23 protein-coding genes are annotated in these 21,297 nt (G+C 65.4%); 4 read left to right on the top strand and 19 right to left on the bottom strand.

Annotated elements, in window-relative coordinates:
* Positions 1 to 430: 430 nt before the first annotated feature.
* Together ACSQ3P_RS00360 and ACSQ3P_RS00355 are read right to left on the bottom strand one after the other, a co-directional pair.
* A complete protein-coding gene (locus tag ACSQ3P_RS00360; protein ID WP_436163732.1) occupies positions 431 to 1,999 on the bottom strand; it encodes a 2-isopropylmalate synthase in 1,569 nt (522 codons plus the stop codon).
* Positions 2,000 to 2,309: 310 nt separating this feature from the next.
* On the bottom strand, positions 2,310 to 2,792 hold the full coding sequence (locus tag ACSQ3P_RS00355) for a hypothetical protein (RefSeq protein ID WP_436163731.1): 483 nt from the start codon (positions 2,790 to 2,792) through the stop codon (positions 2,310 to 2,312).
* Positions 2,793 to 2,931: 139 nt separating this feature from the next.
* Here ACSQ3P_RS00355 and ACSQ3P_RS00350 point away from each other — a divergent pair, with 139 nt between their 5' ends.
* Positions 2,932 to 3,267 carry a hypothetical protein gene (locus ACSQ3P_RS00350; RefSeq protein WP_436163730.1) on the top strand — a complete coding sequence of 112 codons (336 nt, stop codon included), beginning with the start codon at positions 2,932 to 2,934 and terminating at the stop codon, positions 3,265 to 3,267.
* A 12-nt stretch (positions 3,268 to 3,279) separates the two neighbouring features.
* Here ACSQ3P_RS00350 and ACSQ3P_RS00345 read toward each other — a convergent pair whose 3' ends face one another.
* From ACSQ3P_RS00345 to ACSQ3P_RS00295, 11 genes are all read right to left on the bottom strand, one after another.
* Entirely contained in the window at positions 3,280 to 3,648 is a 369-nt protein-coding gene (locus tag ACSQ3P_RS00345; RefSeq protein ID WP_436163729.1) for a hypothetical protein, read from the bottom strand.
* 98 nt (positions 3,649 to 3,746) lie between these two features.
* Complete coding sequence (locus tag ACSQ3P_RS00340; protein ID WP_436163728.1) at positions 3,747 to 5,822, bottom strand: M3 family metallopeptidase; 2,076 nt, start codon at positions 5,820 to 5,822, stop codon at positions 3,747 to 3,749.
* A 157-nt stretch (positions 5,823 to 5,979) separates the two neighbouring features.
* The gene (locus tag ACSQ3P_RS00335) at positions 5,980 to 6,714 is read right to left on the bottom strand and encodes an NUDIX hydrolase (protein WP_436163727.1); all 735 of its coding nucleotides are present in this window, start codon (positions 6,712 to 6,714) and stop codon (positions 5,980 to 5,982) included.
* Positions 6,711 to 7,613 (bottom strand): PhzF family phenazine biosynthesis protein, encoded by a 903-nt coding sequence (locus tag ACSQ3P_RS00330; RefSeq protein ID WP_436163726.1) that lies wholly within the window; start codon positions 7,611 to 7,613, stop codon positions 6,711 to 6,713. Before ACSQ3P_RS00330 ends, ACSQ3P_RS00335 begins: the two co-directional genes overlap by 4 nt.
* Complete coding sequence (locus ACSQ3P_RS00325; RefSeq protein ID WP_436163725.1) at positions 7,610 to 8,734, bottom strand: endonuclease/exonuclease/phosphatase family protein; 1,125 nt, start codon at positions 8,732 to 8,734, stop codon at positions 7,610 to 7,612. The genes ACSQ3P_RS00330 and ACSQ3P_RS00325 overlap by 4 nt, the downstream gene beginning before the upstream one ends.
* A gap of 6 nt (positions 8,735 to 8,740) precedes the next feature.
* On the bottom strand, positions 8,741 to 9,589 hold the full coding sequence (gene pdxY / locus ACSQ3P_RS00320; protein ID WP_436163724.1) for a pyridoxal kinase PdxY: 849 nt from the start codon (positions 9,587 to 9,589) through the stop codon (positions 8,741 to 8,743).
* Positions 9,590 to 9,686: 97 nt separating this feature from the next.
* On the bottom strand, positions 9,687 to 10,094 hold the full coding sequence (locus ACSQ3P_RS00315; protein WP_436163723.1) for a nuclear transport factor 2 family protein: 408 nt from the start codon (positions 10,092 to 10,094) through the stop codon (positions 9,687 to 9,689).
* 58 nt (positions 10,095 to 10,152) lie between these two features.
* Positions 10,153 to 11,187: an ABC transporter substrate-binding protein gene (locus tag ACSQ3P_RS00310; RefSeq protein ID WP_436163722.1), complete on the bottom strand. Its 1,035-nt coding sequence runs from the start codon at positions 11,185 to 11,187 to the stop codon at positions 10,153 to 10,155.
* Between the two features lie 124 nt (positions 11,188 to 11,311).
* Positions 11,312 to 12,673, bottom strand: a complete 1,362-nt coding sequence (locus tag ACSQ3P_RS00305) for a DUF3592 domain-containing protein (RefSeq protein WP_436163721.1) — start codon at positions 12,671 to 12,673, stop codon at positions 11,312 to 11,314.
* A gap of 67 nt (positions 12,674 to 12,740) precedes the next feature.
* The gene (locus ACSQ3P_RS00300; protein WP_436163720.1) at positions 12,741 to 13,532 is read right to left on the bottom strand and encodes an ABC transporter permease; all 792 of its coding nucleotides are present in this window, start codon (positions 13,530 to 13,532) and stop codon (positions 12,741 to 12,743) included.
* Positions 13,529 to 14,353 (bottom strand): ABC transporter ATP-binding protein, encoded by an 825-nt coding sequence (locus ACSQ3P_RS00295; protein ID WP_436165131.1) that lies wholly within the window; start codon positions 14,351 to 14,353, stop codon positions 13,529 to 13,531. The genes ACSQ3P_RS00300 and ACSQ3P_RS00295 overlap by 4 nt, the downstream gene beginning before the upstream one ends.
* Before the next feature lie 272 nt (positions 14,354 to 14,625).
* Here ACSQ3P_RS00295 and ACSQ3P_RS00290 point away from each other — a divergent pair, with 272 nt between their 5' ends.
* Together ACSQ3P_RS00290 and ACSQ3P_RS00285 are read left to right on the top strand one after the other, a co-directional pair.
* Entirely contained in the window at positions 14,626 to 15,150 is a 525-nt protein-coding gene (locus ACSQ3P_RS00290; protein WP_436163719.1) for a DedA family protein, read from the top strand.
* 244 nt (positions 15,151 to 15,394) lie between these two features.
* A complete protein-coding gene (locus ACSQ3P_RS00285) occupies positions 15,395 to 15,760 on the top strand; it encodes a ComEA family DNA-binding protein (protein WP_436163718.1) in 366 nt (121 codons plus the stop codon).
* A gap of 368 nt (positions 15,761 to 16,128) precedes the next feature.
* Here ACSQ3P_RS00285 and ACSQ3P_RS00280 read toward each other — a convergent pair whose 3' ends face one another.
* From ACSQ3P_RS00280 to ACSQ3P_RS00265, 4 genes are all read right to left on the bottom strand, one after another.
* A complete protein-coding gene (locus ACSQ3P_RS00280; protein ID WP_436163717.1) occupies positions 16,129 to 16,356 on the bottom strand; it encodes a hypothetical protein in 228 nt (75 codons plus the stop codon).
* 38 nt (positions 16,357 to 16,394) lie between these two features.
* A complete protein-coding gene (locus tag ACSQ3P_RS00275; RefSeq protein WP_436163716.1) occupies positions 16,395 to 16,616 on the bottom strand; it encodes a hypothetical protein in 222 nt (73 codons plus the stop codon).
* Positions 16,617 to 17,065: 449 nt separating this feature from the next.
* A complete protein-coding gene (gene ilvC, locus ACSQ3P_RS00270) occupies positions 17,066 to 18,085 on the bottom strand; it encodes a ketol-acid reductoisomerase (RefSeq protein WP_436163715.1) in 1,020 nt (339 codons plus the stop codon).
* A 16-nt stretch (positions 18,086 to 18,101) separates the two neighbouring features.
* Entirely contained in the window at positions 18,102 to 18,764 is a 663-nt protein-coding gene (locus ACSQ3P_RS00265) for a TetR/AcrR family transcriptional regulator C-terminal domain-containing protein (protein WP_436163714.1), read from the bottom strand.
* Between the two features lie 184 nt (positions 18,765 to 18,948).
* On the opposite strand from ACSQ3P_RS00265, the gene ACSQ3P_RS00260 reads away from it, so the two are divergent.
* Positions 18,949 to 19,494, top strand: a complete 546-nt coding sequence (locus ACSQ3P_RS00260) for a DUF924 family protein (RefSeq protein WP_436163713.1) — start codon at positions 18,949 to 18,951, stop codon at positions 19,492 to 19,494.
* An 80-nt stretch (positions 19,495 to 19,574) separates the two neighbouring features.
* Here ACSQ3P_RS00260 and ACSQ3P_RS00255 read toward each other — a convergent pair whose 3' ends face one another.
* Together ACSQ3P_RS00255 and ACSQ3P_RS00250 are read right to left on the bottom strand one after the other, a co-directional pair.
* Complete coding sequence (locus tag ACSQ3P_RS00255) at positions 19,575 to 20,300, bottom strand: haloacid dehalogenase type II (protein WP_436163712.1); 726 nt, start codon at positions 20,298 to 20,300, stop codon at positions 19,575 to 19,577.
* Between the two features lie 107 nt (positions 20,301 to 20,407).
* Entirely contained in the window at positions 20,408 to 21,172 is a 765-nt protein-coding gene (locus ACSQ3P_RS00250) for a helix-turn-helix domain-containing protein (RefSeq protein ID WP_436163711.1), read from the bottom strand.
* Between the last annotated feature and the right edge of the window lie 125 nt (positions 21,173 to 21,297).

The raw sequence follows: 21,297 nt of genomic DNA, 5'->3' as shown, positions 1-21,297 counted from the left end.
CGCTCCCCAGCGGGCGCGCGCTCTTTCCGGCCGCGCCGAGACCGAACTACAGGCAAAGATCCTGTTCACGCCAAGCCCGCCCTGGCGGGACGCGTGCGATTTCAGGGGAAAACCAAGCCTGCAGCGCCCTCAGGAGGCGATCTTCGCAAGCTGATGGCTGCCGTCGCCGCGCTGCAGCAGCGGGGGCGCGCGGCAGCACGCTGCCCGGCATCGCCGAGATGCGCTCCGCCTTCGTCCTGGCGACGATCAAGCCGGACAAGGGCTGGTCGGTGTGAAGGGGGCGTAGCGTGTCATCCCGCGCGCGCTGCGGCACAGAGTGCCGCTGCGCAGATGCGGGATCAATACCCGGATGAAGCGCCTTCTGGTCGCGCGGTCCCGTGTCTGCGCCGCGGCATGAATGCCGCAGCGCGCACGGGATGACACGGCGCCCTTACTCCGCCGCGGCCTGCGCGTGCAGGCGCACGCCCTTGGCGACGAGCTTGTTGAGCGCCACCAGATAAGCCTTGGCCGAGGAGACCAGCGTATCGGGGTCAGCGCCGCGCCCAGTCACCGACGAGCCCTCATGCGAGAGCCTGACCGTCACCTCCGCCTGCGCGTCGGTGCCCTCGGTCACGGCGTGCACGTCGTAGAGCTCCAGCACCGCCTCATGCGGCACGATCGCCTTGATGGCGTTGAACACGGCATCGATCGGCCCGTTGCCCTCGGCTTCCTCGGTAACAAAGCGGCCATCGACATCGAGCTTCATCGTGGCGCGCTGCGGCCCGCGCGTGCCGGCGATCACGGTCAGCGAAACCAGCCTGACGCGGTCATGCGCCGAGGCCAGATTCTCGTCGACCAGCGCCTCGATATCCTCGTCATAGACGTGCTTCTTGCGGTCGGCCAAGGCCTTGAAGCGCGTGAAGGCGTCCTCGAGCTGGTTGTCGCCCAGATCGTAGCCCATCTCCTTCAGCTTGGAGCGGAAGGCGGCGCGGCCGGAATGCTTGCCCATCACCAGGGAGGTCTTGGAGACGCCGACCGATTCCGGCGTCATGATCTCGTAGGTCGTCTGGTTCTTCAGCATGCCGTCCTGGTGGATGCCGCTCTCATGGGCGAAGGCGTTCCGGCCGACGATCGCCTTGTTGTACTGCACCGGGAAGGAGCAGGCGGTCGAGACGGCCTTCGAGGCGCGCGTCAGCAGCGAGGCGTCGATGCCGGTGTCGTAGGGCAGGACATCGCCGCGCACGCGCAGCGCCATCACCACCTCTTCCAGAGCGGCATTGCCGGCACGCTCGCCGATGCCGTTGATGGTGCATTCGATCTGCCGCGCCCCGCCCTCGATGCCGGCCAGCGAATTGGCCACCGCCAGCCCCAGATCATTGTGGCAATGCACCGAGAAGATCGCCTTGTCGGCATTGGGCACGCGCTCGCGGATCTGGCGGAACATCGCGCGATACTCGTCGGGCACCGCATAGCCGACCGTATCGGGCAGGTTGATCGTGGTCGCGCCGGCCTTGATCGCGGCCTCGACCGTGCGGCAGAGATAGTCGATCGGGGTGCGGGTCGCGTCCATCGCCGACCATTCGACATCCTCGACCAGGTTGCGGGCCTGGGCCACCGTCTTCGTGATGATCTCCAGAACCTCGTCTTCGTTCTTGCGCATCTGGTGCTCCAGATGGATCGGCGAGGTCGAGACGAAGGTGTGGATGCGCGGCTTGGCGGCATGACGCACCGCCTCGCCGGCGCGTGCGATGTCGGCGCTGATCGCCCGGGCGAGGCCCGCGACGGTCGCACGCTTGATCCGCTTGGCGATAGCGGAGACCGCCTCGAAATCGCCGTCAGAGGCAATCGGGAAGCCGGCCTCGATGATGTCGACGCCCATCGCGTCGAGTACGTCGGCGACCTCGAGCTTCTCCTCGAAGGTCATGGTGGCGCCGGGGCATTGCTCGCCGTCGCGCAAGGTGGTGTCGAAGATCAGCACGCGGTCCTTGGAGGAGGAGGCGTTCCGGGTCGCATCGGTCATGGTCGTGATCCTGTAGAGGGTCGCGCCGCTATGGTTGAAGGCAGGCGCAGAATGTCTGGAAGGCGGTTCTCGTCACTCCCCTGAGCGCCCAGGCATGCATGCCCGGCCGGCCCTCAGGGGCGGCTAAGGAGAAGAAGCAGTCCAAGACCAAGCGGAGCGCGCATGCCGGCAGCCCGCGCAGCAGCGCGGTTCTGGCTCAGGGCATGGGTGGCGGATGCGGCCACAGACGTTCCTCGTATCGACCGAAACTGCATAACCGATAGCAGGGGGGCAAGGCAAGGCAGGGTTTTCCATCTCGCCCTACCCTCACTCACACCGCTGCGCTGCTGCGGGCCTTGACCACGGCGAGCGGGGCCGTGGGTGCGGGCCAGAGCTGGACACGATAGAAGTCGTCGCCATCGAGCCCATCCTCGCTCACCGTGTCGAGGCCGGCATAGGAGACGCGAACCCGGTAGCTTCCCGGCGGCACGCTGAGGCGCGGCGCATCGGGCAGATAATCCGTGCAGCCGGCAATCGCGACGCGGCCGGAGCGAACGGTGAAGGAGCCCTCATTGACCATGTCCCACTCGCCGAAATCGGCGGGCGGCTCCTGCGCATGCAGCGAGACGACGACCGGCACGGTCATGTTGCGCGCCGTGCCGACACCGATGGATTGCGCTGAGGCCGCAAACAGCCGCTCCACGGCCGCCTCCGTCCAGAGCGAGCCGAAATCGTCATTGGCCGTCTCGTCCTGGATGTAGAATTGGAAATAATCGGCGAAGATCGCGAGTTCGATCGTGGTCTCCGTCGTCATGGGCGCTCCTCTTACAACAGTGCCGGCAACCTCCGGCGCGACCATGTCGAGAGTGTGTCTCACCACGAAGCCGCGCATGTTGGCGGCCACCCCGGAATCGGTCATGGTCGCAAGTCTTTCGTCGATCGGACATGCCGCCATGCGCGCTCTTGCTCTCCTCGCCACCCTCGGCATCGCCCTCGCCGGCTGTCAGACCCGGCCCGTCGCCCCGCCAGCGCCACCACCGGAGCAGGCTTATCCCGGCGTGACGCCGAGCACCTTCCATATGCCGGGCGGTTCGGGGTGCTCCGGCGAGGTCGAGCGCTTCCAGGCCGTGATGGATAACGACCTCGCCACCGGCCACACCACCAAGGGCGTCCACGCCCGCGTCAGCGCCGAGATCGCAACCGCCCGCTCGAGCTGCACTGCGGGCAATGAAGGCGGCGCGATGGGGCAGCTCCACGCGACCAAGACGAAGTTCGGCTATCCGGGGTGAGGCCGGAGAGCCTTAACGCTCGTTGAGGTTATGGACCTTGGTGGTGGTGTTGCCGCCGCAGGTGTAGCAGCACTCGGTGCATTTCTGCTTGCCGCCCTGGCCCATGCCCCAGTAGCGCGTCGCATTGCCCTTGAGCCAGGCACCGTAGCAGATCTTCTCGCCCTTGATGCAGGTCAGCGGGTAGCTCACCGTGTCATAGGTGCGGTTGACATAGACCTTGCCGCCGCCCGGCCATTCATTACGCCGGTTCTGCGAGTAGAAAGCGACTTCGATCGCATTGGCCGAAAAGCTCCGCAGCTTCCAGGTCATGACGTCGGCGGATGCGGCCGACGGCATCAAAACGGCGGCCGTCAGCAGGCCCGCAAGGCAGTGTCGCAGCATGAATCCCCCCGGTGGGGAGCAATCCTCCCCTTAGGTCAATCGTGCTCATTTAGCCAAATAAGGCAAGGGCTTGCCCGAGGTAGCAAAACCCGCCGCGCTCACGCCGCCAGCCCACGCTTCTCCAGCAGCGCGTCCGGCGTCGGCAACCTGCCCCTGAACAGCGTATAGGCCTCGGCCGGGTCGCGCGTATCGCCGGCCGAGTAGATGTAGCGCTTCAGCTTGGCCGCGACCTCGGGCGCGAAGACGTCGCCCGCCTCGACGAAGGCGTTGAAGGCGTCGGCATCCATTACCTCCGACCAGAGATAGCTGTAATAGCCGGCCGAATAACCGTCTCCGGAGAAGACATGGGTGAAATGCGGCGTGCGGTGGCGCATGATGATCTCTGCCGGCATGCCGATCCGCTTAAGCTCTGCCGCCTCGAAAGCCAGCGGGTCGATCTCGCCGGGGTTCTCCAGCGAATGGAAGGCGAGATCAACCAGCGCCGACGAGCTGTACTCCACTGAGGAGAAGCCCTGATTGAAGGTCTGCGCCTTTTTTATCTTGTCGATCAGCGCCTCGGGGATCGGTTCGCCAGTCTCGGCATGCAGGCAATAGGCCTGCATCACCTCTGATGTCAGGAACCAGTGCTCATAGAGCTGCGAAGGCAGCTCGACGAAATCGCGCGAGACCGAAGTGCCGGCGAGCGAGCCGTAGCGCACATCCGACAGCAAACCATGCAAGGCATGGCCGAATTCGTGGAACAGCGTGCGCGCATCATCGATCGAGAGCAGCGCCGGCTTGCCCTCTGCGGGTTTGGCGAAATTGCAGACATTGACGATGATCGGCCGGACCTCACCGTCGAAATTGCGTTGGCCGCGATAGGCGCTCATCCAGGCGCCGGAGCGCTTCGAGGCACGGGCGAAATAATCGCCGAGGAACAGGCCGATATGCCGGCCGCTCGCCGCCTCCTTGACCTCCCAGATCCGCACATCCGGGTGATAGCCCTTGAGCGCGGGCTTCGCCTCGAAGGCAAGCCCGAACAGCTTGCCGGCGACATCGAAGGCCGCATTGATGATGCGGTCGAGCTGGAGATAGGGCTTCAGCACCGCCTCATCGAGCGCATAGGTCTGCTGACGCACCTTCTCGGCATAATGGCGCCAGTCCCAGGGGCGGATCGGTCCGTTCTCGCCCTCGGCCTGCGCCAGCGCGGCGAGATCGGCGGCCTCCTGCGCGGCGCGAGCCTTGGCCGGTTTCCAGACCAGTTCGAGCAGGTCGCGGACATGGGTCGGCGTCTTCGCCATGGAATCGTCGAGCTTGAAATGCGCGAAGGTCGGGAAGCCGAGCAGCTTCGCCTTCTCGGCCCGAAGCTTCACCATCTCGGCGACGATGGCGCGGTTGTCGGTTTCGCCGCCATTCTCACCGCGCTTGCTCCAGGCAATGAAGGCCTCCTCGCGCAGATCGCGACGCGTCGAGAAGGTCAGGAACGGCTCGATGATCGAGCGCGACAACGTCACGGCATGTTTGCCGTCATGACCGCGGTCGGTAGCGGCGCGCGCCATCGCCGCGATCAGGAAGGCCGGCAAGCCGGCGAGCCCCGCCTCATCCTCGATGATCAGCGCATAGCTCGATTCATCCTTCAGCACGTTCTGGCTGAACTGCGTGCCCAGTCCCGCAAGGCGTTCGTTGATCGCGGCGAGCCGCGTCTTGTCCTCCGGGCCGAGCTGGGCACCCGAGCGGACGAAGCCGCGATGCGTCCGCTCCAGGAGCCGTGCCTGCTCGGCGTCGAGGCCGAGCGTCTCGCGCCTGGCGAACACTGCAGCGACGCGGGCAAACAGCGCAGGATCCATCATGATCGCCGACCAGTGCCGCGAGGTGATCGGCGACATCTCGCGCTCGATCGCCTGCAGCGCCTCGTTCGTATCGGCGCCAGTGAGGTTGTAGAACACGCCACCGACGCGGCTGAGCGCCCTGCCCGCACGCTCCAGCGCCTCGATGGTGTTGGCGAAGTCTGGCTGGGCGGCCTCAGTGGTCAGCGCGTCGATCTCGGATCTGTGCTTGGAGAGCGCCGCCTCAAAAGCCGGGCGGATATGCTCGGGCGTGATCGCGGCAAAAGGCGGCAGGCCGAAGGGCGTGTCCCAGACACGCGAAAACGGATTGATGGCGGGCAGCGACAGGGCTTCGGGGGCAAGCGTCATCGGGGCATCCGGTTGAATTGAGGGCGCGAAACGCGGGCGCACAAGACTAGAGTATTTTCGAGCGAAGTGGGCACCGGTTCGCGTGAAGAAAATGCGATAAAACAAGGAGCTAGAGCATTCCCGCGCTTCGAAGAAACGCGGGAATGCTCTAGAAGGATCAGTCTTGCCGCCAGATATGGGCAAGATAAGGCCGCATGAAGTGTGGCATGTCGAGGCGCTCGGCATCCTCGGGGCCGCGGACGATGGCGATGTCGGCAAGCTCCGGCTCGTCCTGCGTCGCCATGCGTGCGAGCATCAGCGCGCGCGCCGCTTCGGCCGGCATGGCGACCGTGACGGGCCGCATGAAGGCGATGCGCCCGGGCAGGATCACCGCCGTCCAGCTCTCCTCCACCGTGATCTCGTCAAGCATCAGCCCGGTCTCTTCGCAGAGCTCGCGCGTCACGCTGCCGGCGAGGTCGAGCGTGCCGTCGGGCCGCGCATCCTCGCGGTCGGGCGTACCGGCGGCGAAATAGACCTTGCCGGGATTGGCGGTGTGCTGCCCCATCACGCCGCACAGGAACGCGCCATCCGCGGCGCGCAGGGCCGCCATTGCAAAGCCGTTGCGCACCACCGGACCCGGATGGCCGAAATCGCGCCAGCTGATGAAAGCGGCATAGTCGGTCTCGAAATAGCCAGCCCGGAAGACGCCGTCGACGATCGCCGCGCGGTGCTGCAGCATCACCTTGCCGTTGAACATCGCCGGCTTGCCGGCGCTGATACTGCCCCAATGCGCCGCGATCTCGTCGGCACGCTCCCGCGCGAACAGCCAGTCATAAGGCTCGATCAGCGCCTCCAGGCCGGCAAGCTCGACAATCGCGCCATCGACGATGCCATTCTGTCCGAGCGACGTCACAGCAGCACGCCCTCGCTGACCAGCACCGCCGAGCCGCCGATGCGCGCCGAAACCAGCGCCCCGTTCTCGACCGTCAGTTCGAGCGCGATCTGCGAGGGCCGGCCCATCTCATAGCCCTGCTCGATGACGCAGCGATGCTCGCCATCGCCGGGCTTGTCGAAGGCCATGACCACGCCGGCGAAGGCGGCAGCAGCCCCACCGGTCGCGGGATCCTCCGCGATCCCGGCTCCCGGCCAGAACATGCGCGCGTGATAGTGATGCCCCGTCTCAGCGGTCTGCCGGCAGTAGACGAAGGCGTTGGGATGCTCAGCGGGCTTCATCACCGCGTCCCAGCGGGATAGGTCGAGCTTGACCCGGCCGATTGCATCGAGGCCGGTCACCGGCACGAACGTAAACGGGACACCGGCCGAAAACACAGCGGCGCGATGCCCCTCGAACCCGATTTCGCTCTCCTCGAGCCCGAGCACGGCCGCGAGCGCGGCGTTGGCGGACGCCGCCTCGATCTCCTGCGGCAGGCGCGGCATGGTGAAGACCGCATGGCCGGACCGAGGCCCGTCAACCGAGACCGCACAAGGCACGAGCCCGACCTTCTCCTCCAGCACCAGGAGATCGGCCCTCTTACCCTCGGTCGCATCGCGCAAGGCCAGCAGCACTGCCGCGCCGACCGTCGGATGTCCCGCGAAGGGCAGCTCCCGGCCGGGCGTGAAGATGCGGATCGCGGCGCGATGGCCGGGCTGCGTCGGCGGCGCCACGAACACCGTCTCCGACAGGTTGAATTCGCGCGTGATCGCCTGCATCGCCTCGGTGTCGAGCCCGTCGGAATCCAGCACCACAGCCAGCGGGTTGCCGGCATGCGCCCGGGTAGTGAAGACGTCGAGCGTGACGAAGCGGCGCTTCATGAAGACGATCCTTCGGGAATGACGAGATCAATGGTCAGTGGGCTGTGGTCGGAGGCTTTCGGCCGGTCCCAGCCGACGCGCGGATAGCGGTCGGCACAGGTCGCAAGCCTTGCCATCGAGCGGTCGGGCGAGCGCGGATCGAGCGGCACGCGATAGGGCAGCCCCCGACGGATCATCTGCATCGCGGGCGCGGGGTTCGCCGCCGCCAGCGCCGGCGAGAGCAGGATGTGGTCGAGCGGCATGTGGCTGTCGATCAGCCTCTCCTGGCTTTCCGACCAGAAGCGTCGAAAATGCGTCCAGCGCTCATGTGCAGGCAGCGCCTCCATCGGATCGATGGCGAAATCCTCGAGCAGCGGCTCGATGCCGCTCTCGCCCTCGTCGACGATCTCGGCCAGAGGGCCGAGCCCATAGCGATAGGCATTGAGATCGCCGAGCACGATCCAGTTCGCCTCGCGCCAGCCGCCGCCGAAGCGCGTCTTGACCAGATGCTTGACCGCCCTCGCCTCGGCGCGGCGTACCGGCAGCGTCGCCTGGCGGCCGTCGTCGCGGCCATTGTTCATCGATTTCAGATGGCAACCGAACAGGCTGAGTCGCCGCCCGCCGAAATCCAGCGCGACCTCCAGGCAATCGCGCGCAAACACCTTGCCATCGGGGCCGATGCCAAGCGCTGCAAGATCGCGATCATGCACGCCAGCCTGCGCGAAGGTCAGGTCCTTGTGGGAGCGCACCGCGACCGCCTGCGGCGCCAGCAGGTCGCGCCGCGCCGCGAAACCGATGTCGATATCGCGCCGGTCATTGCCGTCGAGCAACGCGAAATGGCCATAGCGATGGTCGGAGCTGCGGTGGACGTAATTGGCGAAGAAGGCCTGCAGGCTGGCGAGTGAATCGACCTCCTGCAGCATCCAGAGATCGGCCTGCGCCTCGGCGATGGCGAGCGCAGTCATCTGGCGCTTGTCGTCCTCCAGCGCGACCGCCAGCGAGCGCTCGACCGCGTCGCGTTCGTCCGCACGCGGAAAATGGAACAGCGACATCGCCGCATCGGTCTCGAACCGCCCGCTCGGCCCGAAGCGATGCCGCGTCAGCAGGTTCTCGACATTGAAGGTGCCAATGCGCAGCTTCATGCCGGTTCAGATCGCCTCCGGCACGAACTGGTGCGATGGCGTCACGAACTCATCCTGCGCGGCAACCATCAGGATCTCGCGCGAACCCGCCTCCTTGGTCCGCTTCAGCAGGCCGTAGACCGAGGCCGAGGCCTTGGCGAGCGCCGCTGCCGCCGATCCCTCGCGCAGATAATGGGTAAAGAACAGCGCCGCGATGGCGTCCCCAGCGCCATTGAGGCTGACATCGAGCTTCGGTGTGCGCACGCGCCAGGCCCCCTTGGCGTCGGAGGCCATCATATCGATGGCGTCGCCGGGGGTCTCATTGGTCGAGAGCGATGTCACCATTACGACCTTCGGCCCGGTGTCGCGCAACGCCTCGATCGCGCGATGCGCATCGGCAATGGTCTTGACCTCGATATCGGTCAGCAATTCCAACTCGAATTGGTTGGGCGTCACGATATCGGCCGCCGGCACCGCCTGCTCGCGCATGAATTCGGGGATGCCCGGCCGCACGAAGATCCCGCGCCCGACATCGCCGATGACGGGATCACAGCAATAGAGCGCCTTGGGGTTGGCCGCGCGCACGCGCTCCACCGCCGAGAGGATGGCATGCCCAACATCGGCCGAGCCCATATAGCCGGAGAGCACGCCGTCGCAGGACGGCAGCACGCCACGCTCGGCAATGCCTTCCATCACCTCGTCGATCATGCCGCCGTCGAAGACGCGGCCCTTCCAGGCGCCATAACCGGTGTGATTGGAGAACTGGACGGTGTGGATCGGCCAAACCTCGACGCCCAGCCGCTGCATCGGGAACACGGCGGAGGCATTGCCGACATGGCCATAGGCGACATGCGACTGGATCGAGAGGATGTTCATGAGGCAACGCGCTTGGTGACGGAAACGAAAGCTCTACCCGCTCGCCCCGCCTCGCCGCAAATCGAAAGCGGTGATGGCCGCGATCAAGCCTTCAGGGTCACGCCCCAGTCAGCTGGGCGACGCCGGCCGTATCGGTGAACTGGACCAGACTCAGGATCTTGCCGTCCGCGATCGTGAACAGGTCCATGATCTCGAAGGGCGCGCTGCGCCCGCTCGGGACGCACAGCACATCCGCACGCCAATGCAATGCCGCCCTGTCGCCCTCGATCGTCAGCGCAAGCGTCTCGACATTGCTGAAGACGAAGGCGCCGATCAGTCCTGCCATCTGCGCACGCACGGCGGCATGGCCGGTCGGCTGCATGAACATCGGCGCGGGCGCCGACGCTCCTGAAAGCCGATAGCTGCAATCGCGATGGAAATAGCCCATCACGGCGTCGAGGTCGCCGCGATGGCGCGCCTCATAGGCATCCTTGATCAGGGTCTCGATCGCAGCACGCCCGGTCATCTCGCCTCTCCTTGCGTCAGAAGCGAGTGTGACCAGCGCACCGGACAATGTCGAGAGGTCAGGAGCCGGACGCCGCCTTCTTCGCGAAGCTATCGATGAAGGTCTTCTTCAGATCGACATTCGACGTCGCCAGTTCCGGGTCGAGCAGCTTCAGCGCGTCATAGACGCTCTGCTGGCCTTCGGGCGGCGAGATGCCGGTGCGCGAATAGCTCTCCTGCGAATTCTTGACCGCGCGCAGATAGAGCGGCTTGTCGCCGAGCAGATATTCCGGCGGCACGAGGTCGGCGACATCCTCGGGCTTGGCCGTCTCCAGCCATTTCAGCGCCTTGACGAAGGCGTTGACGAGCTTTTGCGTCGTCACCGGGTTCTTCTCGGCGAACTCGCCCTTGAGATAGAGCACGGCCGCCGGGTTCGAGCCACCGAAGAGCGCGCGCGTGCCGGCCTCGGTGCGGGTGTCGATCAGCGTGACGATGTCGCCGTCGGCTTCAAGCTTCGAGGTCACCGGGTCGAGGTGCGAGATGATGTCGACCTGGCCCTGCTTGATCGCCGCGACCGCGCTCGCGCCCGCACCGATGCCGATGATCGGCGCATCCGTCGCCTTCAGCCCAGCCTTGACCATGGCGTATTGCGCGGTCAGCGCCGTCGATGAGCCCGGCGCGGTGACGCCGATCTTCAACCCCTTGAAGTCAGCCGCCGATTTGACCTTGCCGGCGAGCTCCTTGCGCACGGCGATGGTGATCGCGGGGAAGCGCCCGAGCTCGACCACGGCGCGCACATCCTGGCCCTTGGCCTGCATCCGGATGGTGTGCTCATAGGCGCCGGTGACGACATCGACGGAACCGCCGACCAAGGCCTGCAGCGACTTCGCACCGCCGCCGAAATCATTGATCTCGACCTCGAGCCCCTGCTCCTTGAAGAAGCCCTTCTTCTCGGCGACCGTCAGCGGGAGATAATAGAGCAATTGCTTGCCGCCGACGCCGAGCGTCAGCTTGGGTTTTTCGGCGTTCTGGGCCAACGCGGCCGAGGTAAAGCCCGGAGCGCTCCAGGCCGCCAGCACGACGCCGGCCGCCATGATCAGATCTCTGCGGTTCATCGGGTTTCCTTCCCTGAGGATGCTTTGCTTTGAAAGCCTTGTTGGGAAGCAGTTCTAGATTAGTCGCAGGCCTCGCGCCAACCCCGCCTTGAGTCAAAGGGGTTGCGGAAGCGAGCCGGCGATTTCATCGAAAGATGTGGCTGGTGTAGAGCGCGACCCCGAAGCAGAACAGCGCGACCCCCAACAGGATCCAGCTCGTGCCGGTCGGATTCTCCAGCGCCGCCTGGGAGGGGTTTGCGGGGTCGTAGTGCACCTCGACCTCGGCCCCGGCCGGATAGCGGTTGGCGACCTTCTCCGCGCCCCCTTGCGAGCCGGACATCTGCATGCCGAGCGCGATCTGGCGGCTGCTGAAGCTGTGGCCGCGAACCTGATAGGTGAATTCGACAACCGCCGCGTAGCTCGTGCGGGCCCGGCCGTCTTCCGTGCTCCTGCGCTGCTCGACACGGCTCACGGTGACGCGCCCCGGCACGACCGGCCAGGAATTGGCGCGTGCGAGATAGCGGCGATAACCGAGGAAAAACAGCAGCGCCGCACAGCCGAAGCAGAAGGCGAACAGCATCACCGGCACCTCGGCCTGCGGCATGCTCGCCTGCAGCGTCTGCGCCCCTTGCGTGAGCGCCCAGTACCCGCCCGCGCCCAGCAGAGCCAGCACCAGGAGAACCGCGCCGCAGCCCTTGAGCGCGCCCTTGGGCGCATCCCGCTCCAGCACGCAGTTCTCGGGATCGGCGGGATCGTAATACACCGTCACCGCCGTGCCGACCGGATAGCGCGCCAGCGCCTCCTCGGCGAAGGGCCCGCTGATGTCGCCGATGCTGAGCCTCCCGCCCTGATAGCTCCGCCCGCCGGCCGAGAAGCTGTATGCGACGGCGGGAATGTTGACGATGGTGGCGTCCTCGCCCACTCCGGACCGGCGGGTCGCCATGCGCGAGCTCGTGATGCGCCCCTGCGCCGGAAGCCAGCTCTTGGCGCGGCGCAGCTGGATCGCCTTATTGGCAACCATCGCGATGATCATGACCACGATCGGAAGGGCGATCAGCCCGATCACGCCCAGCGTCGTATTGGGGATCGGCAGCTTCTCCAGCCAGCTATCGGGCAGATTGGTGACCAGGAAGATCAGCGCGATCGAGGCGATGACCGCCGCAATCGCCCAGACAGGCGGTTCGCCCGCCGCCTCGGCGGCTTTCGCCGGCGACAATTGGCGCAGCCACACGCGGTCGCCGCGCCAGCCAACCTCGCCCCGCAGGGCCGCCAGCAGGATCGCCTTCAATGTCGCGGCATCGACCGGATCGGCAGCAGCGAAGCGATCCTTGCCGTCATGATAGGTCAGCCGGAACGAGCCGTCGCCGTTCAGGAAGGCTTCGACATCGCCGTCATCGTCGCTGAGATTGACGAACCAGCCGGGCTCGCCGCCATGCCCGTCGATGGCGGCGGTGATGTCGGCAGGCTTCGGCACCTCTATGATGCGGCCGTTGAGTTCGAGTTCCATGGCATGCCTCCGCCATCCCGGAGACGAGCATGAGCCTGCAATCGTTGGCGATCAAGCGAAGATGACGTTACGTCGTCGTGGTCGAACTCTGCCCCGGCCGCCAGACCAGCAACCGCTTTTCCACCATGGTCACAGCTGCGTCGATCGCGATCACGAAGATCGCCAGGATCAGCATGCCGGAGAACACGCCGGTGACGTCGAAGACGCTCTCGGCCTCGTGGATCTTGTAACCCAAGCCCGCCGAGGAGCCGAGATATTCGCCGACCACCGCTCCGACCAGCGCAAAGCCCACCGAAGTGTGCAGCGAGGAGAACATCCAGGTCAGCGCCGAGGGCCAATAGACATGGCGGAAGAGCTGACGCTCGTTCATGCCGAGCATGCGGGCGTTCGCCAGCACGGTCGGCGAAACCTCGCGCACGCCCTGGTAGACGTTGAAGAAGACGATGAAGAAGACCAGCGTGAAGCCGAGGGCCACCTTCGACCAGATGCCGAGCCCGAACCAGAGCGCGAAGATCGGCGCCAGCACGACACGCGGCAAGGCGTTCGCCGCCTTGATATAGGGGTCGAAGACCGCAGCCAGCAATTCCTGCCGCGCGAAGGTGAAGCCGAAGAAGATGCCCGCGAGCGAGCCGATGACGAAAGCGAGCACGGTCTCGGTCAGCGTGATGCCGAGATGCCAGTAGATGTCGGGTCCGATCAACTGGTTGAAGGTCCGCCCCAGCACGGCGGCCGGCGTCGAGAAGAAGAACTGGATCGTCTTGACCTCGCCGAACAGCGGATAGGCGGTGACGACGTGCCAGATCAGCAGGAAGACGACCATGACCAGCGCCTGCAGGCCAAGCAGCTTGGCGCGGTTCATGGCGAGGCTCCTTCGACCAGCTCGCGCCCATCGCCCATCGCATAAGCCTTCTGAACCTCGACCCTGAGCGAGGCCCAGATGTCGCGATGGATCTCGTGGAAGGCCTTTTCCAGCCGGATCTCGGCGATGTCGCGCGGGCGCGGCAGCGGCACGCGGTAATCGGCGACAATGCCGGCGGCAGGCCCGGCCGACATCACGACGACGCGGTCGGAGAGCGAGATCGCCTCCTCCAGATCATGCGTCACGAAGATCAGCGCCTTGCGATCCTTCGACCAGAGATCGAGCAGGAGATTGCCCATGATCTGCCGGGTCTGCGCATCGAGCGGGCCGAAAGGCTCGTCCATCAGCAGGATTTCCGGGTCGCGGATCAACATCTGCGCGAGGCTGACGCGCTTGCGCTGGCCGCCTGAAAGCATATGCGGATAGCGATCGACGAAGGCGCGCAAGCCGACCCGGCCGAGCCATTCGCGCGCCCGGGCGTCGGCCTGCGCATCGGAAACGCCCATCGGCTCCAGCGCGACCTTGACGTTCTCGAGCGCCGTCTTCCACGGCATCAGCGCGTCGGCCTGAAAGAGATAGCCGGCCCGGCGATTCAGGCCCGAAAGCGGCTTGCCGAAGATGCCGACCGTGCCGGCCGAGGGCACGAGCAGGCCCGCCGCCGCATTGAGCAGGGTCGACTTGCCGCAGCCGGTCGGCCCGACGACCGAGACGAACTCGCCCGCCGCAACCGAGAGGTTGATCCCGGTGACCGCCTTGTAGCGCTTGCCGCCATCGATGTGGAAGGTGATGTCGAGCCCGCTGAGGGCGACCGCAGGCGACATCTCGCCTGCTCCCGCATCGCGCTGCGGGGGGTGGTGCGACTCCATGAAATCCGTTTCCCCGTCGGCCTGGCGCACCGATCCGCGCTCGCCGCTCACGCCTTGATCTTTGCGGCCAAGACCTTGACCTTTGCTGCTAAGACTATGCGATCCCCCGGCGAAGGCAAAGTCGTCCTTCGGCGAAGGAGGTCGCCCTTCGCTCAAGGCCAGCGGTTGCATAACCTTGCGGTAGACGCGATAAGCCGGCGCCTCCCGCCGGAAAGATCGCGCTCGCCATGGCCCAACTCGAACTCTGGATGCAAGCGCTCGTCGAGTTCATGCGGGCCCATCAGGAATGGGCGATCCCGATCGTCTTCCTCGTCGCCTTCTGTGAATGCGTCGCGGTTTTGTCCTGGCTCGTGCCGGCAACCGTGTTCTTCACCGCCTTTGGAGCCGCGGCAGGCGCGTCGGGCCTGAATCTGATCCCGCTCGCCGCCGCCGCCTCGGCCGGAGCGGGCTGCGGCTTCTGGGTCTCGTATTGGGCGGGCCTGGTGCTAGGCCCACGCGTCGGCGACTACTGGCCGCTCAACAAAAACCCGCAATTGCTCGAGCGCGGCCATGCCTTCTTCGAGAAATGGGGCGTCGCCAGCATCCTGATCGGCCATTTCTTCGGGCCGCTGCGCGCCGTGATCGCGATCGTCGCCGGCATCGTGCAGATGCCCTTCTGGCCTTTCCAGATCGCCAACTGGATCGCCTCGACCGTCTGGGGTTTCGCGCTGCTTTACGGCGCTGGGCGCCTCGCCGAGTTCATGACGCGGTAACACGGGCGCTGGTTTCTCTCGATCGGAAACCCGGCACCGAAACACTGCAATTGGCTGAATGCGCCATTCAGCGCGGGTTCACGCCGCCCGGCGCGATATGGCGGCGTCACGTCGGCGCCCCGTCACCAAGCGGTTCGACGCTGCCGTGACACGCTGGACCGGCCCCAGGCCGGCAGCGTCGTCTGGCGAAGGGCCCGGCCTCCGTCAGATGCGACAATCCGGGCCGAACACTGAGGTCCATGACATGACGATCTCCCGTTTCCTGATCCCCCTCGCCGCGCTCGCTCTGACCGCCGGCCAGGGCTTCGCGCAGACAGCAACGCAGCCCGCGACGCCTGCCAAGCCGACCGCTCCGGTCACCGCCCCGGTGGCTCCCGCGGCTCAGCCCGCCAAGCCGATAGCGACGCAGCCCGCCCAGACCAAGAAGATCAACATCAACACGGCGACCGCCGCCGAACTCGACACGCTGAAGGGCATCGGCGAGGCCCGCTCCAAGAAGATCATCGAGGAGCGCGCCAAGACGAAGTTCAAGGACTTCGCCGATCTGGTGAAGCGCAACGTGCTGCCCTCCAATGTCGAAGCCGACATCAAGGACAAGATCACCTTCTGAACATCATCTGCTGAACCGGCCTCCGCGCCGGTTCGGCAGCGAGACGAAGCGAGGCCCGGCGGAACACCGCCGGGCCTTTTTCTAAAGCAGCGTCCGATCCAATAGGATCGTTCAACAGCAGCTCTGGCTGTTTGTTCAACGCGTTTTCTTCACGCGAACCGGTATCCGCTTCGCTCGAAAACGCTCTCCTATCGGGATAGGCCGGTCAGCTCCGGATCAGGCCGGCGATGACCGCCGCCATCAGGCCGAAGCACAGCCCCAGCACGATGCGCGTGAGGGTCTGCGAGTCGAGCAGCTTCAGAACCGTCATGTCACCCTCCTCCGTCATGTCGAAAATCCTGCATGTCGAAAGCCGTGAGCCTTACGGCTCAGCTCAGAAACGCTCCGACGAGAATGCCCGCTATGGCGGTCAGGATCAGGGCGACGACGAGCACCAACAGGACTGGCTTGCCGAGAAAACCCTGACGCGCCTCGACGGGCGTCTCGACCGCGGGATCGGCATCGGAATGGTCGTCGGCCCGCATCGGCGGAATTCGGTCGCCATGCTGCAGCCCTTCGGATTGCGCCTTGGCGCGTTCCTCTGTCTCGGTCGTCATCTGAGCCTCCTTCCCCAGCCGCGATCACCGCGGATGGATCAATCGGGCAGCAGGCCGACGAAGGTGTTGGCGAGCAGCGCCACCACGAGGCCGCCCAGAAGCGCGATCAGCAACGGCCAATTCGGGCCGCCCTCCTGCTGAAGGACATCGCCAGGGTCGGCCTCGGTCTCGCGCGCCAACCGGTCGCGCTCGTGGAGAGCCCGTTCGCTGGAATCCCGATCCCGTGCCATGCCCGTGCCCCGGTTGATCCTGCTAGCCATGGAAACGCACCAAGCGCGCCTCGGTTCCGCCCAATATGGCGGGCCCACGCTCCGCAACGAAAAAGGCGGGCGCATCGCTGCGCCCGCCATCTTCTGAAATCAAGATTATCTTAAATTTACCAAGATCTTCCCCCGAGAAGCGGAATCAAGCCGACAAGACGTTGAATCAGAATGTCAGCGGCCTGGCAGACGTCAGATCAGGTCTTGGTCTTGTCGACGAGAGCCTCGGCCTTGATCCCAAAGGCCCAGCGTGAGCCGGGCCGTCGCAGGAGAAATCTGGATCAGTTCTTGGTCTTGTCGACCAGGGCCTTGGCCTTGATCCCAAAGGCCCGGCGCGAGCCGGGCCGTCGCAGGAGAAACCTGGATCAGTTCTTGGTCTTGTCGACCAGGGCCTTGGCCTTGATCCCAAAGGCCCGGCGTGAGCCGGGCCGTCGCAGGAGAAACCTGGATCAGTTCTTGGTCTTGTCGACCAGGGCCTTGGCCTTGATCCAGGGCATCATGTCGCGCAGCTTGGCGCCGACTTCCTCGATCGGGTGGGCGGCCATGCGGGCGCGGGTCGCCTTGAACGAGGTCTGGTTGACCTTGTTCTCCAGCATCCAGTCGCGGGTGAACTTGCCCGACTGGATGTCGGTCAGCACGCGCTTCATCTCGGCCTTCGTCTCAGACGTGATGATGCGCGGGCCGGTGACGTACTCGCCATACTCGGCCGTGTTCGAGATCGAGTAGTTCATGTTGGCGATGCCGCCCTCATAGATCAGGTCGACGATCAGCTTCACCTCGTGGAGGCACTCGAAATAGGCCATCTCGGGGGCGTAGCCGGCCTCGGTCAGCGTCTCGTAGCCGGCCTTGATCAATTCGACGATGCCGCCGCAGAGCACGACCTGCTCGCCGAAGAGATCAGTCTCGCACTCTTCCTTGAACGAGGTCTCGATGATGCCGGCGCGGCCGCCGCCATTGGCGCTGGCGTAGCTGAGGCCGAGGTCATGGGCGTTGCCGGTCGCGTCCTGGTGGATCGCGATCAGGGTCGGCACGCCGCCGCCACGCTGATATTCCGAACGCACCGTGTGGCCGGGGCCCTTGGGGGCGACCATCAGCACGTCGAGGTCCTTGCGCGGCTCGATCAGGTTGAAATGGACGTTGAGGCCGTGCGCGAACAGAAGGGCAGCGCCCTCCTTCATGTTGCCGTGCAGTTCGTCGCGATAGATGTCGCCCTGCAATTCGTCGGGGGTCAGCATCATCATGACGTCGGAAACCTTGGCGGCCTCGGACGGGGTCATCACCTTGAAGCCCGCCTCTTCGGCCTTCTTGCGCGTCGCCGAACCGGCCTTGAGCGCAATGATGACGTCCTTGACGCCGGAATCGCGCAGGTTCAGCGCGTGGGCATGGCCCTGCGAGCCGTAGCCCACGATGCAGACCTTCTTGCCCTTGATCAGATTGATGTCCGCATCACGATCGTAATAAACGCGCATTGGGTGTCTCCTTTTGTCACGCGTTGGTCTTATCCAGGCCCGGATCGTTTTTCGCCGTGCCGTAGAGGGTGAGAAACTGTTCTGTCGCGCGCTCCGCATCGCGCTCGATCTCGGCCTGTCCGAGCGTCAGCGCATCGCCCAGCAACAGTCGGATCTGCACGTCGCGGCCGACAAGGCCGAGGAAACTGCGAAACGCCGTCTCGGTATCGTCATAGGCCAGGAGACCGGCCTCGCGCCCGGCATCGAGGACCGGCTTCAGGCGCTCGCCGATCGCGAAGCGCCCATTGGCGAGCACGATGGCGCCGAGATTGCCGGCCCGCGAGCCCGCCTGGCTGATCGCGATGCGGTTCAGGGCGACCGAGGTCGAGCTTGAGATCACGCCGAGCCAGTTCGCGGCGAAGCGCGTCAGGCTGTCGCGCAGGCCAAGCGCATTGAGCGTCTGCCGGTCGTAATTGCCCGCCCGGACTTTTGATGCCTGCCACTGCACGGTCGCCGTCAGCAAACCATCGCGGTCGCCGAACCATTTATAGAGCGTTTCCTTCGAGCAGCTCGCGCGGCGGGCAACCGCCGTCATGGTCAGGTGATCGCCCTTCTCCACCATCAGCCCCAGCACGGCGTCGAGCACGGCCTGCTGGCGCGCGGTCGGACCTTCCTGCTGTGTGTCGATGGGACTGGCCATGAAAGGAGCCGCAATTGCGTACCGTACGTTACGGTTCTGCCGTCTACAGGAGCGCGCGCGGCGATGCAAGCGGCTTGGTCACTGTCGCGGATTTTCCTTGGCCGCCCGCGGGACCCAGGCTACCCGTCCAGCGAGGCGCTTTCGCCTGATCTCAAACGCTTTCGCCTGATTTTAGGAGACGCCCGTGAACCTGTCCTCCGCAGCGGACATCGTCGCCTTCTGGCGCGAAGCCGGCCCGGACAAATGGTTCACCAAGGACGCGGCCTTCGACGCCGAAATCCGCCGGCTCTTCCTGGCGACGCATGAAGCTGCGGCGGCCGGCACGCTGACCGATTGGGAGGCTACGCCCGAAGGCGTCTACGCATTGCTGATCCTGCTCGACCAGTTTCCGCGCAATCTTTTCCGCGGCAGCCCGCGCGCCTTCGCCACCGACGCGATGGCGCTCGGCATCGCCGAGCGCGCGGTCGCCAGGGGCTTCGACCGCGCCTTCGCGCCGCCCGAGAGCCGCTTCATCTACATGCCGTTCATGCATGCCGAGGATCTCGGGCATCAGGAGCGCTGCATTGCGCTCTGCGCGACTTCGGACGATCCCGACGGCGTGAAGTTCGCCGAGATCCACCGCGACATCATCCGCGATTTCGGCCGCTTTCCGCATCGCAACCCGGTGCTGGGGCGGCAGACGACGGCGGACGAACAGGCCTTCCTCACCGAAGGCGGCTTCAGCGGCTGAAGCCGGCATCACACCAGCCGCTGCGCGAAAAAATGGTACCGGCTTTTCGCGTGAGCAATGCTCTCAACTTTTAGACGCGATCAGGCTGCGGCTGCCTCCCGATGGGCCTGCGCCAATTCGGCGAGGCTCTTGAAGCGGAAGTTCACCTCCGGCTGGTGTTCAGGCAGCGGAGTCGCGCCGCTGCCTGACTTGCCGAAGCGCCGGTCGATCCAGGCGCAAGCCAGCCCCGCCTCCTTGGCCGGCACATGGTCATGGTAGAGGCTTTGCGCCGTATGCAGCACCGCGCTCGGGCCGAGGCCCAGATCGGCCGCGAGATGTTCGAGCAGATAGGCGAAGTTGCGCGGATCGGGCTTGTATGAGCCAACATCCTCGGCGGTGTAGATGCCGTCGAAGCTCACGCCGAGTTTCCTGTTGCTGGCTGCAAAGCTCTGGCGGTCGACATTCGACAGGATGACGAGGCGGTAGTGCCGCTTGAGATAGGCGAGCGCTTCGGCGGAGTCCGGAAAGGCCGGCCAGTCCGGCACGGACGCACCGAAGCGCTCATTCAGATCGGCATGGATGCGCACGCCGAGATCCCTGGCGAAGCGCGCGTGGATCACGGACAGCAGCGTGGAATAGCGCAGCGATGGCGTCGCCTGTTCCTGCTCGCTCTCATAGCGCCCGAAACGAGCAAGCGCCTCCTCGCGCCCCAGATCGAGTTGCCCGGCGCTCAACAGCGGCTGCAGCGCGTTCCAGATCCCGGTTTCCCAGTCGATCAGCGTCCCATAGCAATCGAATGTCAGAACCTTGAATTCGGTCAGCTTCATCGAAAGGCCTCCTCATACGGCATGATGAGGCTTGACCTTAGCGGCGCCCTGCAAGGCCGTGATGAGGCTAAGCTCCGAACAAGTTGACCGAAGCTGCGATCCTCGACTCAGTTCCCCGCCTGGTTGCGGCTGGCGGCGCGGAATTCGGACGGCGTGAGGCCGAAGCGCCGCTTGAACTGCCGGTTGAAGGACGAGGCGTTCTGATAGCCCAATCCGTAGGCGATCTCTGATATCGGCGTGGACGTGACGACCAATGCGTCGACGGCTCTCTCGAACAGCTGGCTGAGTTGCAATTGCTTCGGCGATTGGCCCGTAGTCGTCCGAAACAGGGCATGGAACTGGCTCTGGCCGAGGCCGGCCATCCGGGCCATCTCCGCCACGCTCGCCGTCTGCGCATCCCCCACGACGCCGAGGACACGGTGCTCGGACCGCGACCAGGGCCGAGGCCGCATGCTCGGCTCGACGAGATGCAGCCCCGCCAGCGCCAACTGGGCGGCATCGCGAGCCCGGCATGCTCCGGCTTCGACCTCGGCGCCGAGTTGGCGGAACATCCGCCACAGCCAGGGCTCGATCCGCGTAAGCGACGGGCTCGCATTGCACAGCAAAGTCGGCATCGCCTCGCCGGCGAACGCCGCCGTTTCGACGTCGAGGACGAGCATGCTGCAATCCGAGCTCGGCACGAAGTCGTGCTCGCAGTCCTGCGGGACGATCGCGACGCAATTGCTCGAGACGATGCCGGACCGTCCCTCGATATCCAGCCTCATGGCGCCATGCATCGGCAGCAGGATCTGGCTGAAGTCGTGGCGATGGCGGTCGCCGCCGCAATAGCTTCGGATTTCGAGATGGACCGACATCGCGTCCCCAATCGACATCGCGCGCCCATGCGCCCGGGATCATGCCGGTCCATTTGCCGCCAACGACCCCGGCTGATCAAGAGCAGGCCGTTCATCCCCAGAGGTGTTTCCGAAAAACAGCCGCGCATGGAGGCCGTTAGGGA

The sequence above is a fragment of the Allobosea sp. LjRoot9 genome (assembly GCF_964252745.1).
Classification (GTDB): Bacteria; Pseudomonadota; Alphaproteobacteria; order Rhizobiales; family Beijerinckiaceae; genus Allobosea.
This window is presented reverse-complemented; position numbering and strand designations above follow the sequence as displayed.

Coding starts and splice junctions, on each gene's coding strand:
- ACSQ3P_RS00340 (WP_436163728.1), bottom strand. CDS start 5,822: ATGACGCTTGCCCCCGAAGCCCTGTCGCTGCCCGCCATCAATCCGTTT.
- ACSQ3P_RS00300 (WP_436163720.1), bottom strand. CDS start 13,532: ATGAACCGCGCCAAGCTGCTTGGCCTGCAGGCGCTGGTCATGGTCGTC.
- ACSQ3P_RS00265 (WP_436163714.1), bottom strand. CDS start 18,764: ATGGCCAGTCCCATCGACACACAGCAGGAAGGTCCGACCGCGCGCCAG.
- ACSQ3P_RS00355 (WP_436163731.1), bottom strand. CDS start 2,792: ATGACGACGGAGACCACGATCGAACTCGCGATCTTCGCCGATTATTTC.
- ACSQ3P_RS00250 (WP_436163711.1), bottom strand. CDS start 21,172: ATGTCGATTGGGGACGCGATGTCGGTCCATCTCGAAATCCGAAGCTAT.
- ilvC (WP_436163715.1), bottom strand. CDS start 18,085: ATGCGCGTTTATTACGATCGTGATGCGGACATCAATCTGATCAAGGGC.
- ACSQ3P_RS00285 (WP_436163718.1), top strand. CDS start 15,395: ATGACGATCTCCCGTTTCCTGATCCCCCTCGCCGCGCTCGCTCTGACC.
- ACSQ3P_RS00330 (WP_436163726.1), bottom strand. CDS start 7,613: ATGAAGCGCCGCTTCGTCACGCTCGACGTCTTCACTACCCGGGCGCAT.
- ACSQ3P_RS00275 (WP_436163716.1), bottom strand. CDS start 16,616: ATGGCTAGCAGGATCAACCGGGGCACGGGCATGGCACGGGATCGGGAT.
- ACSQ3P_RS00345 (WP_436163729.1), bottom strand. CDS start 3,648: ATGCTGCGACACTGCCTTGCGGGCCTGCTGACGGCCGCCGTTTTGATG.
- ACSQ3P_RS00290 (WP_436163719.1), top strand. CDS start 14,626: ATGGCCCAACTCGAACTCTGGATGCAAGCGCTCGTCGAGTTCATGCGG.
- ACSQ3P_RS00255 (WP_436163712.1), bottom strand. CDS start 20,300: ATGAAGCTGACCGAATTCAAGGTTCTGACATTCGATTGCTATGGGACG.
- ACSQ3P_RS00325 (WP_436163725.1), bottom strand. CDS start 8,734: ATGAAGCTGCGCATTGGCACCTTCAATGTCGAGAACCTGCTGACGCGG.
- ACSQ3P_RS00350 (WP_436163730.1), top strand. CDS start 2,932: ATGCGCGCTCTTGCTCTCCTCGCCACCCTCGGCATCGCCCTCGCCGGC.
- ACSQ3P_RS00295 (WP_436165131.1), bottom strand. CDS start 14,353: ATGTCGCCTGCGGTCGCCCTCAGCGGGCTCGACATCACCTTCCACATC.
- ACSQ3P_RS00315 (WP_436163723.1), bottom strand. CDS start 10,094: ATGACCGGGCGTGCTGCGATCGAGACCCTGATCAAGGATGCCTATGAG.
- ACSQ3P_RS00310 (WP_436163722.1), bottom strand. CDS start 11,187: ATGAACCGCAGAGATCTGATCATGGCGGCCGGCGTCGTGCTGGCGGCC.
- pdxY (WP_436163724.1), bottom strand. CDS start 9,589: ATGAACATCCTCTCGATCCAGTCGCATGTCGCCTATGGCCATGTCGGC.
- ACSQ3P_RS00305 (WP_436163721.1), bottom strand. CDS start 12,673: ATGGAACTCGAACTCAACGGCCGCATCATAGAGGTGCCGAAGCCTGCC.
- ACSQ3P_RS00280 (WP_436163717.1), bottom strand. CDS start 16,356: ATGACGACCGAGACAGAGGAACGCGCCAAGGCGCAATCCGAAGGGCTG.
- ACSQ3P_RS00360 (WP_436163732.1), bottom strand. CDS start 1,999: ATGACCGATGCGACCCGGAACGCCTCCTCCTCCAAGGACCGCGTGCTG.